The organism is Streptomyces sp. NPDC001868 (genome assembly GCF_040297125.1).
GTDB lineage: Bacteria > Actinomycetota > Actinomycetes > Streptomycetales > Streptomycetaceae > Streptomyces.
In genome coordinates this window covers 99463-112106 of sequence record NZ_JBEOYO010000002.1, presented here as the reverse complement: position 1 = coordinate 112106, position 12644 = coordinate 99463, and the positions used below count along the sequence as shown (strand labels likewise).

General features: G+C 69.3%; 10 protein-coding genes. 3 read left to right on the top strand and 7 right to left on the bottom strand.

Going from position 1 to position 12644, the window contains the following annotated elements:
* Positions 1-51: 51 nt before the first annotated feature.
* On the bottom strand, positions 52-675 hold the full coding sequence (locus ABT147_RS02990; RefSeq protein WP_351402123.1) for a TetR/AcrR family transcriptional regulator: 624 nt from the start codon (positions 673-675) through the stop codon (positions 52-54).
* A 171-nt stretch (positions 676-846) separates the two neighbouring features.
* Between ABT147_RS02990 and ABT147_RS02985 the strand changes: the two genes are divergently transcribed.
* Entirely contained in the window at positions 847-2397 is a 1551-nt protein-coding gene (locus tag ABT147_RS02985; RefSeq protein ID WP_351402121.1) for an MFS transporter, read from the top strand.
* Between the two features lie 73 nt (positions 2398-2470).
* Here ABT147_RS02985 and ABT147_RS02980 read toward each other — a convergent pair whose 3' ends face one another.
* The 4 genes from ABT147_RS02980 to ABT147_RS02965 all read right to left on the bottom strand — a co-directional run bounded on the left by ABT147_RS02980 (position 2471) and on the right by ABT147_RS02965 (position 6684).
* Positions 2471-4141, bottom strand: coding sequence for a DUF4153 domain-containing protein (locus tag ABT147_RS02980; RefSeq protein WP_351402119.1), 1671 nt, complete (start codon positions 4139-4141; stop codon positions 2471-2473).
* A gap of 238 nt (positions 4142-4379) precedes the next feature.
* Positions 4380-5282 carry an ADP-ribosylglycohydrolase family protein gene (locus tag ABT147_RS02975; protein WP_351402117.1) on the bottom strand — a complete coding sequence of 301 codons (903 nt, stop codon included), beginning with the start codon at positions 5280-5282 and terminating at the stop codon, positions 4380-4382.
* 12 nt (positions 5283-5294) lie between these two features.
* On the bottom strand, positions 5295-5954 hold the full coding sequence (locus tag ABT147_RS02970; protein WP_351402115.1) for a histidine phosphatase family protein: 660 nt from the start codon (positions 5952-5954) through the stop codon (positions 5295-5297).
* Between the two features lie 124 nt (positions 5955-6078).
* On the bottom strand, positions 6079-6684 hold the full coding sequence (locus tag ABT147_RS02965) for a YdbC family protein (protein ID WP_351402113.1): 606 nt from the start codon (positions 6682-6684) through the stop codon (positions 6079-6081).
* Between the two features lie 154 nt (positions 6685-6838).
* Here ABT147_RS02965 and ABT147_RS02960 point away from each other — a divergent pair, with 154 nt between their 5' ends.
* Complete coding sequence (locus ABT147_RS02960; RefSeq protein WP_351402111.1) at positions 6839-7372, top strand: TerD family protein; 534 nt, start codon at positions 6839-6841, stop codon at positions 7370-7372.
* A 94-nt stretch (positions 7373-7466) separates the two neighbouring features.
* On the opposite strand, the gene ABT147_RS02955 is transcribed toward ABT147_RS02960, so the two are convergent.
* Together ABT147_RS02955 and nrdR are read right to left on the bottom strand one after the other, a co-directional pair.
* Positions 7467-10358 carry a vitamin B12-dependent ribonucleotide reductase gene (locus tag ABT147_RS02955; protein WP_351402109.1) on the bottom strand — a complete coding sequence of 964 codons (2892 nt, stop codon included), beginning with the start codon at positions 10356-10358 and terminating at the stop codon, positions 7467-7469.
* 160 nt (positions 10359-10518) lie between these two features.
* The gene (gene nrdR, locus ABT147_RS02950) at positions 10519-11082 is read right to left on the bottom strand and encodes a transcriptional regulator NrdR (protein ID WP_351402107.1); all 564 of its coding nucleotides are present in this window, start codon (positions 11080-11082) and stop codon (positions 10519-10521) included.
* 539 nt (positions 11083-11621) lie between these two features.
* Between nrdR and lexA the strand changes: the two genes are divergently transcribed.
* On the top strand, positions 11622-12398 hold the full coding sequence (gene lexA, locus ABT147_RS02945; RefSeq protein WP_020114122.1) for a transcriptional repressor LexA: 777 nt from the start codon (positions 11622-11624) through the stop codon (positions 12396-12398).
* Positions 12399-12644: the final 246 nt, after the last annotated feature.

Below are 12644 nucleotides of genomic sequence, written 5' to 3'. Positions count from 1 at the left end.
ACAGGACACCCAGGTTTCCCGGGGCAACCGCGACCGCCTCACCGACCCGGTTCAGACGCCTCGCCTGCGCAGCAGCGGCACCATCAACTGGTCGATCATCTCCTCGATGTCCCGCTCCCCCCATTCGCTCCCGCACATCTTCGAGCGGTACATCATCATGGCCGGGATCGCGTCGAAGACATAGCCGTTGGCCGCGTCGGACCGCACCTCACCCCGCCTGATTCCACGCTCGACGACCTCCCTCAGGAGTTTTACCGTCGGCTCCACGACACCCCCGATGATCACGCCATGGAAGCGCTCGGCCTGAATGGTGTCGCATTCGTGAATCACCGAGCGCAGCGCGGACCCGGGCCGCGAGAACATCGCCTCGCGAGCCTGGCGGCACAGCTGCAGCAGGTCCTCGCGCACACTGCCGAGGTCCGGCGCCTCCTCGAAGCGCGGCAGCCCGGCCCGGAGCGCGTCGGCCACGAGGTCCTCCTTGGAGGGCCAGCGTCGGTAGACCGCCGCCTTGCCCGTCTGGGCGCCTGCGGCGACCCCCTCCATGGTGAGGCCGCTCCAGCCGACCGTACTGAGCTGCTCGAGCGCGGCGTCGAGGATCGCGCGCTCGAGCACGGCGCCGCGCCGGCGCGGGGAGGCCGTCTGAGCGGGGGCGGCCGTCCAGCGCGAAGTGACCATCTGTGTTTCTCCGTTGAGCCGAGGGGTGGGGAGGCGAGAAGCGGAAGCGAACGGGCCACGCACACTACGGCGGCGACTTCAATGAACGCTTGCGTTCACTAAGGGGGACTCACTACCGTGGACGCGTCAGTGAACGCAAGCGTTCACTAAGGCACTTGTGGGGGACCCATAGTGACGACCTCTCCGTTGATTCAGGATCAGAAGCCGGGAGCGGCCCGCCGGGAGGGACGCCCCGGCATCGCGCTCACCGTCATCGCGGCCTGCCAACTCATGGTGGTACTCGATGCGACGATTGTGAACATCGCGCTGCCGCACATTCAAGACGCGCTCGAATTCAGCACCACCGACCTGACATGGGTGGTCAGCGCCTACACGCTGACCTTCGGCGGTCTGCTGCTGCTGGGCGGCCGGGCCGGTGACATCCTCGGCCGCCGTCGGGTGTTCATGACCGGAATCCTCGTCTTCACGCTCGCCTCGCTGCTCGGCGGCCTCGCCCAGGAGCCCTGGCAGCTGCTGGCGGCACGCGCCCTCCAGGGCGTCGGCGGGGCCATCGCGTCGCCGACCTCGTTGGCGCTCATCACCACGACGTTCCCCGAAGGGCCCGCGCGGAACCGGGCGTTCGGCGTCTTCGCCGCGGTCTCCGCCGGTGGCGGTGCCATCGGCCTGCTCGCGGGCGGCATGCTCACCGAGTGGCTCGACTGGCGGTGGGTGCTGTTCGTCAACGTGCCCATCGGTGTGCTGATCGCCGTCCTCACCCCGATGTACATCAGCGAGTCCGAGCGGCACCCGGGACGGTTCGACATCGCGGGCGCGCTCACCTCGACAGCAGGTATGGCCTCCCTGGTCTATGGGTTCATCCGCGCGGCGGAGGACGGCTGGCGCGACAGCCTGGCCATCGGTTCCTTCACGGCTGCGGTGGTCCTGCTGCTGCTGTTCGGCTTCATCGAGAGGCGGGCCAAGGAGCCCATCACTCCGCTGCGGATGTTCACCGACCGCAATCGCTCGGGCACGTACGTGATCATGCTGAGCCTGGCCGCCGCGATGTTCGGGATGTTCTTCTTCATCGTGCTGTTCGTGCAGAACGTGCTGCGGTACACGCCGATCGAGGCCGGTCTGGCGTTCCTCCCGGTGACCGTCGCGATCGTCACCGGCGCCGGTCTGTCCCAGCGGTTCCTGCCGGTGCTCGGCCCCAAGCCGTTCATGGTGACCGGCTCGACGCTCGTCGTGCTCGGTCTGACCTGGCAGACCTTCATCAGCCCCGACAGTTCCTACGCCGGCGGGGTGCTCGGCCCCATGGTGATCTTCGGCTTCGGCATGGGCCTGAACTTCGTGACGCTCACCCTGACCGCGGTGTCCGGGGTCGCCCCGCACGAGGCGGGGGCGGCCTCCGGTCTGCTCAATGTCACCCAGCAGGTGGGCGGTTCGCTCGGGCTGTCCATCCTCACCACGGTCTTCGGAACGGCCAGCCGCGAGGAAGCGGACCAGCAGGTGCGGCTCTTCATGACACAGGCCACGGACGAACAGAAGGCCGAGTTCGCAAGGACCCAGCAGCTGCCCGCCCCCTGGGGCCACGAAGTGCTCGCCCAGGGCATCTCCACCGCGTTCGTCCCGGCCGTCGCGATGGCCGTACTCGCGCTGCTCACCGCCACCTTCGTGATCAGGGTCCGCAAGAGCGACCTGGATGCCCTCTCCGGCACGGCCGGCCCCGCCGCCGGAGGCTGACGGAGCACCGTGGACGGCCGGACCACGCCCAGGGCACCGACAGTGCGGCGCGGTCCGGCCGTCCCGGGATTCCTCACGGGAGGTACAGCGTCTCGTCCTCCCGCAGTCCGCACGCCGGTCCGTCCGCTCCCGGCGACACCGGCCGGTCCTCGAGAATGCGCCGGGCCTCGGTCTCTCCCCAGCTCGTGGCGTACCAGGGGATGTGGGCCCGTTCCTCCAGGTCCGCGTCGATGTCCCAGAGCGCGCACGACCGCATGGGCTCCTTCAGCCGGTCCAGGGCGGGTACGGCGTCGGCGGAGAGCCCTCGCGCGTACTGGAGGTCGAAGCGGCCCGTGGTCTCGTACCGCTCGACGTTGCGCTCGGCGATCAGCGCGTCCGGCGACGCGAGCCCGAACGCCAGCACCACGGCGACCGCACTGGCCGCGACGGCACGCGGCAGCCAGCGGGCGCCCCACACCCCGGCGGCCATGATCAGCACGATGACCAGGCCGAGCCAGAGCTCCATGGTGAGCACCGAGATCCTCAGTCGCGTCAGCCCATAGGCCTCCACATACATGTCCATACGTCGCACAGCGGATGCCACGACAACGAGCGCCAGCGCGCACAGGGTTCCCAGCACACCGCGCACGAGCGTGCGGTCACTCGATCGAGTGCGCGGGGCCCAGCGCAGGGCGAGCACGATGACGAGCAGGGTGAGCAGCGTGGCCATGAGCAACTGCCAGAACCCCTGGCGCGCGTACTGGGCGTACGTCTGGCCGGTCTCCTTCAGGACGGCGTCGTAGCCGCCGAAGAGCACGGCGAGCTGGACGGCGTTGAAGACGGCGAAGAGCGCGACGAGCCCGACCAGCGGCACCGCCCACTCGACGCGGCCGCGGGCGCGTCCCGCGGGCACCTGGACCCGGTCCCAGTGGGTGGGCGCGGCCGCCGTACGGGCCGCCGCGAGGGTCCCGAACAGGCCCAGCGCGAACAGCAGGACCCGCCAGGGCCCGTCGGAGACGGAGACGTCGGGGACCAGGGCACCGAGCAGATCGGCGAAGGCCGCGTCGGCACCGGCGAACAGCGCTCCGAAGACGAGGAGCAGGACCGTGGCCACCACGAGCGCCCTCAGCAGCGGTATCAGACGGCCCCGGTCGCCGCCCACTCGCTCGCGCAGCCCCTGCCAGGCCCAGGCCGGCCCGGTGACCAGCGAGGTGAACACACCGACCGGGCCGAGCAGCACCGCGGGCCAGGTGCGCCCGCCGTGCAGGGCGAGCGAGCCCACCGCGAAGGCGGCGACGACGGCGAAGAAGGTGGGCCACTCGGCGGCGTGCAGCGCGGGCACGGTCAGCAGGGCGAGCCCGCCGGCGCCCCAGACGAGCGCCCACGCGCGGGGGCGGCGGCCCGCCCGCCGCCCGGCGAAGTGCACGGCGAGCGTGGCGGGCACGGCGACGACGAGCATGTTGACGGCCAGTCCCTCGCCCAGCAGCACCATGCTGAGGACACCTGTGGCCAGGGCGGCCCACAGGGTCGCGGTGCGGATCGGCGCGGGCTCGTCGGGGCCGAAGTCGATCAGCTTGGGCGGGGCGGGCGGTGGCCCGCCCGGTAGCGGTCGGGGCCCGCCCGCCTTGCGCTCCGGTAGGGCGTCCGTGGGCGCTGCCGGTCCGGGGTGGCCCGCTTCGGTCGCGGCGCGTGCTCTGGGTACCGGGCCTTCGGGTTCCGGGCCTTCGGGTTCCGGCGTGGCGGGTGCTGACGGTGTTTCGGACATGGGACCCCCTCCCCCGACCGGCCCCCATCGCCCACCGTACGCAGCGCGCGGCTGCGGCAGAAGGCCCGTGGCCGATACCTCGTCGCCGCGTCCCGTCATGATCAACAGGCGGCGTGGCGGACAGGCTATGACGCGGGAAAGCAGCCACGATCGCCGAGGAGCGCACTGTGGCACTCCTGTGACAGTCGGGGCGATTGGGGTCAGTGAGGCGGGGGAAGCGCGCCCTCTTCGGTTGCGGCTATCCCACCCGCAGCCAGTCCGGGAACGCCTCGGTCTGCTCCACCCAGGCCTCGGGAGGGGCCCCGGCCTTCCCGGAGGCGACCACTCCGCCGACGATGGCGCAGGTCGTGTCGACGTCGCCGCCCACCTGGGCCGTCGTCCAGAAGCCCCGCTCGTAGTCACCGAGGGCGCGTGCCGCCGACCAGAGCGCGAACGGCACGGTGTCATGCGCCGTCGTGCGCCGCCCGCAGCCCAGTACGGCGGCGACGGTGTCCGCGTCGGCGTAGTCGAGCATGTCCCGGGCGCGCCGCAGTCCCGCTCCGACGGCACTCTTCGGTACGAGGGCGATGACGCCGTCGAGCAGCGCCCCGGCGCTCGGGGGTCCGGCCGGGGCGGCCGCGAGGGCGGCGGCAGCGGCGACGGCCATGGCGCCGACGACGGCCTCGCGGTGCTGGTGCGTGGGGTAGGCCGAGATCTCCGCCTGATGGGTGGCCTGCTCGGGGTCGTCCGCGTACCAGGCGCCCAGCGGGGCGATCCGCATGGCCGCGCCGTTGCCCCAGGAGCCCTGGCCGTTGAAGAGTGCGGAGGCCAGCTCACGCCAGTCGCCGCCTTCCCTGACGAGGCGCAGCAGGCGGTTGACCGCAGGACCGTAGCCCCGGTCGAAGTCGTGGTGCACGGCGAAGGAGCGGGCGAGCTCGTCCTGGTCGATCCGGTGGTGAGCCGCGAGGACGGCCACGACGGAACAGGCCATCTCGGTGTCGTCGGTCCACTGCCAGGGGCCGGACGGGGTCTCGCGGCGCTTGAGCAGCGGGTAGTTCACGGGCACGAAGTACTGCGAGCCCAGCGCGTCCCCCACCGCGAGTCCGCGCAGGCTGGCCAGGGCACGCTCCAGGCGGCCGTCGGAAGAGGAGTCAGCGGTCATCGCCCTGCCACTCTATCCGGTGGCTCCGTACGACTCCGGGTCCCGCCAGCGGTCGAACGGCCGGTCGAGGGTGAATTTGCCGTCCTCCCCGAGAACGAGCATCCGCATCTCCGCGTTCCCAGGATTCGACAGCGACTCGAACTCCGCGACCGTCCAGTGGAACCAGCGCATGCAGAACAGCCTCATGGCGAGCCCATGGGTGACCAGCAGGACGTTCGGCGGGTGGTCGGGGTCCTCGAAACTGCGGAACAGGCTCTCCAGGAAGCCGCCGACCCGGTCGTACACATCGGCGCCGGACTCCCCTTGCGCGAAGCGGTAGAAGAAGTGCCCGTACGCGTCGCGGTAGGCCTTCTGGAGTCGTACGTCGTCGGGGTCCTGCCAGTTGCCCCAGTCCTGCTCGCGCAGCCGGGGCTCCTCGCGCACGCGCACCTGTTCGGGGTCCAGATGGAACGCCTGGAACGTCTCGTGGGTACGGCGGTACGGGGAGACGTAGACGCTGACGCGCTCGCTACCGAGGACGTCGCGGATGCGTTTTCCGGTCTCCTCCGCCTGCTGCCAGCCGAGATCGGTGAGCGCGAGGGCGTGGTCGGGCTCGCGCTCGTACACGGTGTCATCAACATTGCCCGTTGACTCGCCGTGTCGGACAAGAATGATGCGCCGTGGTCGTGCCATGCCAAGACCCTAAAGGGGACGGCGGCGGATCGAGCACTCGTCCGGGTGCCATACGGCGTAGGTCACACAAGTCCCGCACATCGATCGCGAGGGTTGGAAATCCAAACCGACCCGAGTTCGGATCTCAAACCGTCCAGCTCGGCTCCAGTTCCACGATGTCGCCCGCGAGGGCGGCGACGTCGGCCTCCAGCTGGGCCCGCAGGGCGAGACGTTCGATGCGCTCGGCGCGGTACTTGCCGTGCTCGGCAGCCGACTGCCACATGGAGAGGATCATGAACTCGTGGCCCGGCGCCTCGCCGAACAGGCCCCGCACCATGCCCGGGGAACCGGCCATCGCGGGATTCCAGACCTTCTCCTGCATCAGGGCGAAGTGCTCGGCGCGCTCCTCATGGACGCGGCAGTGCGCCACCCGCACGAGATCGGCGTCCGTGAAGCGGGGTTCGAAACCGGTCTTCACATCGAAGCGGTGGTCGAAGAGCTTGACCTGTATGTCCTTGAAGGTGCCCGACTGCGAGGCGGCGAGCCGGTCGTGAGAGCGCGCCATGAAGGAGTCGTAGAAGGCACGGCTCTCCCAGAAGGAGAAGACGTGCGTCACTCCGGGCCGCGCCCGGCTCCAACCCCCACCCTGTCCCCGGAATCCCGGCTCCCCCAGAAGCCCCGCCCACTTTCGCTGCCCCCGTTCGAAACCGCGGCGGTCCACCACGGTGCAGCGAATCCACTTGACCAGCACCGCGCCATGGTAAGGCCACGGAACGTGGCGACGGTCACTCTCCGGCCGGTTGCACCCGGGCGAGCGTTCCCGCACCCGTGCGAGGATGGGCAACTGGCCTGGACCGCCAGGCAGTTCGGCACACCAGCGCAGGAGAACGGGGAGGAGAGTTCTGTTGAACGGCCTCAACAAGGGCATCCACAAGGTCGAGGTGTCGGTGAAGTGGGACCCGAGCCCCGCCGGACAGCCGCCGACGGATCTCGACATCATCGCGGCGACCTACCCGGCGGCCGACCCGAGTGGCAGTCCCGCCTATGTCGTGCATTTCGACAGCCGCTCGCCCGACGGCACCATCACCCTCAACCGCGACAGCAAGACCGGCCAGGGCCTCGGCTGGGACGAGATGATGACCGTCGAGCTGAACCGTCTCGACAGCCGGTACGGGCGGGTCGTGATCGGTGTCGCCATACAGCAGGGATCAGGCCCGAAGACCTTCGTCAACGTCCACAAGCCCGGCCTGCGCATCCGTGAGGGCTACACCGTCCTGGCGGAGGACGACTTCGGCAGTGTCCTCGGCGCCACGGCCGCGACCGTCGCCGAGTTCGTCCGCGACGCCACCGGCGAGTGGACCTTCCACCCCGGCATCACCGGCTACGACGAGGACCCGGCGACCTTCGCCCAGGTCATGGGCGTCCCGCCCCAGCGCTGACGCGCCGCCCGCCGACAGACCGAGGGCGGTGGAGCCCCAACTTCGGCTCCACCGCCCTCGGTGTCTGTCCGGTCAGCGCCCGGGGGCGCTCAGATCAGCTGCAGCCGCTGGTCGAGCCGCAGCCCTCACAGATGTAGCAGGAGCCGGCCCGCTGCATCTTCGTACCGCAGGAGAAGCAGAGCGGGGCGTCGGCCTGGATGCCCAGCTGCATCTCCACCAGCTCGGCGCTGGTGTGGGCCTGCTTCGGAGCGGGCTTGGCCCCCTCCTCGTCGGCCTTCGGAGCGGAGACGGCCTTCAGGGACTGGCGCGGCGCCGACTGGGCGAGGCCCTCGACGTCGACCTCTTCGTCGATCGGCTCGTACGAGCCGGTCTCCAGGTGGCGCTGACGCTCCTCGGCGGAGTGGATGCCGAGCGCGGAGCGGGTCTCGAAGGGCAGGAAGTCCAGCGCCAGACGGCGGAAGATGTAGTCGACGATCGACGCCGCCATCCGCACGTCCGGGTCGTCCGTCATACCGGCCGGCTCGAAGCGCATGTTGGTGAACTTCGAGACGTACGTCTCCAGCGGCACGCCGTACTGCAGGCCCACCGAGACGGCGATCGAGAAGGCGTCCATCATGCCCGCGAGGGTCGAACCCTGCTTGGACATCTTCAGGAAGACCTCGCCCAGGCCGTCGTCCGGGTAGGAGTTGGCGATCATGTAACCCTCGGCGCCGCCGACGGTGAAGGACGTGGTGATGCCGGGGCGGCCCTTCGGGAGGCGCTTGCGGACCGGGCGGTACTCGACGATCTTCTCGACCGTGGCCCGGATCGTCTCCTCGGCCTTCTCCGTGATCTCCGCCTTCTCCGAGTCCTTGGTCTTGGCGGAGAGCGGCTGGCCCACCTTGCAGTTGTCGCGGTAGATCGCGAGCGCCTTGACGCCGAGCTTCCAGGCCTCGAAGTAGATCTCCTCGACCTCCTCGACGGTCGCCGTCTCCGGCATGTTGACCGTCTTGGAGATGGCGCCGGAGATCCACGGCTGGATCGCGGCCATCATGCGGACGTGGCCCATCGGGGAGATGGCGCGCTCGCCCATGGCGCAGTCGAAGACCTCGTAGTGCTCCGGCTTCAGGCTCGGGGCGTCGATCACATTGCCGTGGTCGGCGATGTGGGCGACGATCGCCTCGATCTGCTCCTCCAGGTAGCCCAGGCGGCGCAGGGCCTGCGGGACCGTGCCGTTGACGATCTGCATCGAGCCGCCGCCGACCAGCTTCTTGAACTTGACCAGCGCCAGGTCCGGCTCGACACCGGTGGTGTCGCAGGACATGGCCAGGCCGATCGTGCCGGTCGGCGCGAGCACGGACGCCTGCGAGTTGCGGAAGCCGTTCTTCTCGCCGAGGCGCAGCACGTCCTGCCAGGTCTCGGTGGCGGCGGCCCACACCGGGCTGTCCAGGTCGTCCACGCGGACGGCCGTGCCGTTGGCGTCGGAGTGCTGCTTCATGACGCGGTTGTGGGCGTCGGCGTTGCGGGCGTAGCCGTCGTAGGGGCCGACGACCGCGGCCAGTTCGGAGGAACGCCTGTACGCCGTGCCGGTCATCAGGGAGGTGATGGCACCGGCGAGGGAGCGGCCGCCGTCGGAGTCGTACGCGTGACCGGTCGCCATCAGCAGGGCGCCGAGGTTGGCGTAGCCGATGCCGAGCTGGCGGAAGGCGCGGGTGTTCTCGCCGATCTTCTGGGTCGGGAAGTCGGCGAAGCAGATGGAGATGTCCATCGCGGTGATGACGAGCTCGACGACCTTGGCGAAGCGCTCGACCTCGAAGGACTGGTGGCCCTTGCCGTCGTCCTTGAGGAACTTCATCAGGTTCAGCGAGGCGAGGTTGCAGGACGTGTTGTCCAGGTGCATGTACTCGCTGCACGGGTTGGACGCGGTGATGCGGCCGGACTCGGGGCAGGTGTGCCAGTTGTTGATCACACCGTCGTACTGGATGCCCGGGTCGGCGCAGGCCCACGCGGCCTCGGCGAGCTTGCGGAACAGCGCCTTGGCGTCGACCTTCTCGATGATCTCGCCGGTCATCCGGGCGCGGAGGCCGAACTCGGTGCCGTTCTCCACGGCCGTCATGAACTCGTCGTTCACGCGGACCGAGTTGTTGGCGTTCTGGTACTGGACGGACGTGATGTCGTCGCCGCCCAGGTCCATGTCGAAGCCCGCGTCGCGCAGGGCGCGGATCTTCTCCTCTTCCTTCACCTTGGTGGCGATGAAGTCCTCGACGTCCGGGTGGTCCACGTCGAGGACGACCATCTTGGCCGCACGACGGGTGGCACCGCCCGACTTGATCGTTCCTGCGGAGGCGTCGGCGCCCCGCATGAAGGAGACCGGACCCGAGGCGTTGCCGCCGGAGGAGAGCAGCTCCTTGGAGGAGCGGATACGGGAGAGGTTCAGGCCGGCGCCGGAGCCGCCCTTGAAGATCATGCCCTCTTCCTTGTACCAGTCGAGGATCGACTCCATGGAGTCGTCGACGGCCAGGATGAAGCAGGCGGAGACCTGCTGGGGCTGCGGGGTGCCCACGTTGAACCACACGGGGCTGTTGAAGCTGAAGACCTGGTGCAGGAGGGCGTACGCCAGTTCGTGCTCGAAGATCTCGGCATCGGCGGGCGAGGCGAAGTACTTGTTGTCCTCACCGGCCTTCGTGTACGTCTTCACGATGCGGTCGATCAGCTGCTTGAGGCCGGTCTCGCGCTGAGGGGTGCCCACGGCACCGCGGAAGTACTTGCTGGTGACGATGTTGACCGCGTTCACCGACCAGAAGTCGGGGAACTCGACGCCGCGCTGCTCGAAATTGACCGAACCGTCGCGCCAGTTGGTCATGACGACGTCACGGCGCTCCCAGACCACCTCGTCGTACGGATGCACGCCGGGGGTGGTGTGGATGCGCTCGATACGCAGGCCCTTGCTCGCCTTGGTGCCCTTGGCGCGGGAACTCCGTGCCGGACCGCTCGCCGTCTCTGTCATGCCGCCTCCCTGTACGGGCGAAAACGCCCTGAAGTGCCACATTGTTCCCGTGGCACGGTGTTTCTGTCTTGTGCCGTGAACCGGCTGACACAGCCGTTCGCGACAGGTCTGGATCGCCGCCGATCGCCCGGACCCACTGGTCCGGCGGTGCGGCCCGCCGTCAGTCGGCGGCGTGGGCGGGCACGGGGACTTGGGCAGCCCCTCCGGACCCGCGGTCGTTCTCTGGGCGCTCCTCGACCGCGATCTCGACGTCGTCGTCGTTCGCGTCGGGGCGCTTCTGCTGCTCTTCCCTGAGTTCCGTGATGGCGGCCTCGAAGTCCTCCAGCGAGTCGAACGCCCGGTAGACCGAGGCGAATCGCAAGTAGGCGACGAGGTCGAGTTCCTGCAGCGGGCCGAGTATGGCCAGACCCACGTCATGGGTGGTCAGTTCGGCACTGCCGGTCGCACGCACCGCCTCCTCGACCCGCTGGCCGAGCTGGGCGAGCGCGTCCTCGGTGACAGGCCTCCCCTGGCATGCCTTGCGGACGCCGTTGATGACTTTGGTGCGACTGAAGGGCTCGGTCACGCCGGACCTCTTGACCACCATCAGCGAGCACGTCTCCACCGTCGTGAAACGACGGGAGCAGTCGGGACACTGGCGGCGCCTGCGGATCGACGTGCCGTCGTCCGTCGTACGGCTGTCGACGACCCGGCTGTCGGGGTGCCTGCAGAAGGGACAGTGCATAACTCCAACCCTCCTCACAGCACGACTCAATAGGCCCCACAGGCCTCTTGGGCCCCGCGGAAGCAGCCCCCAGCATAGGGGATGACCAAGAGCCCTCGGACCCGGGGGACCACAACTTCTGGGCTGTTGTTGCAATCCAAGCACTAGATGTAGGGCTTGGCACGTAAATCCACCCACGGCGCGCGTGTCGCTCACGTATTGGCATGTGCCATGCGGAAGCACCGTCGCGGAGCGCAGCCGTGCCGTCGCGGAGCGGACCGAAACACGGTGAGGCGCACGGGGGAAAGGGGTCGGTACCCGACCGGCGGAGCACCGGGTGGCAGACTGGGCCGCGAGGCGACAGCGACCCACAAGGCCCTTCGTCCCGGCGGTGAAGAGTACAGCAATCAGCGCTTTTGTCCGCCGGAGCCGCCAGCCCTACACCCAGACACATGGTCACGTCCGGTAATCCACGGTTTTTCACTCGAACGTGTGTTTGGCGCAACCTTTCGAAAGCAACTACCGTTGTGCTGCACGGGAGACCATCGAGAGGGGCCGACGTGACCACCACCGCTGACAGTGCCACCATCACTGCCCAGGACCGCTCCCAGAGCCGACTCGAGCCGGTGCATGCGATGAACGAAGCCACGAACCATGAAGGGCCCAAGCGAGCCCTGCCCGGCCGACCTCCAGGCATCAGGGCGGACAGCTCAGGGCTCACCGATCGGCAGCGCCGGGTCATCGAGGTGATCAGGGACTCGGTGCAGCGACGCGGATACCCGCCGTCGATGCGGGAGATCGGCCAGGCGGTCGGCCTGTCCAGCACATCCTCCGTGGCACACCAGCTGATGGCGCTGGAGCGCAAGGGCTTCCTGCGCCGCGACCCGCACCGCCCGCGTGCGTACGAGGTCCGCGGCTCCGACCAGTCCTCGGCGCAGCCCACGGACACGGCGGGCAAGCCGGCCGCGTCGTACGTACCGCTCGTCGGCCGGATCGCCGCCGGTGGCCCGATCCTCGCCGAGGAGTCCGTCGAGGACGTGTTCCCGCTCCCCCGCCAGTTGGTGGGCGACGGCGAGCTCTTCGTCCTCAAGGTCGTGGGTGACTCCATGATCGAGGCAGCGATCTGCGACGGGGACTGGGTGACGGTCCGCCGTCAGCCCGTCGCCGAGAACGGCGACATCGTGGCCGCCATGCTGGACGGCGAGGCCACGGTCAAGCGCTTCAAGCGCGAGGACGGCCATGTCTGGCTGCTCCCGCACAACGCCGCCTACGAGCCCATCCCGGGTGACGACGCGACCATCCTCGGCAAGGTGGTGGCCGTCCTGCGCCGCGTCTGACACCCAGCGGCGGACGGTCGCCCGTGCCTGTGCCCGTCCCCGCCCTTGATCCGGGCCCCGGAATCCACTGCGCCGGTTCCGGGGTCCTGGGCTGTCCCGGGGCCCGCCTCGAATCCCGCTGCGGGCCTTGAGGTTGTTGCGCGGAACGGCCGGGGGGGGGGGGGCCCCCGAAATAGGGTTGGGCCCCCGCCGGGGGGTGATTGTGAAGGTTAATGGGGGGGATGGATTTTTTGTAGGGCGGGGGCA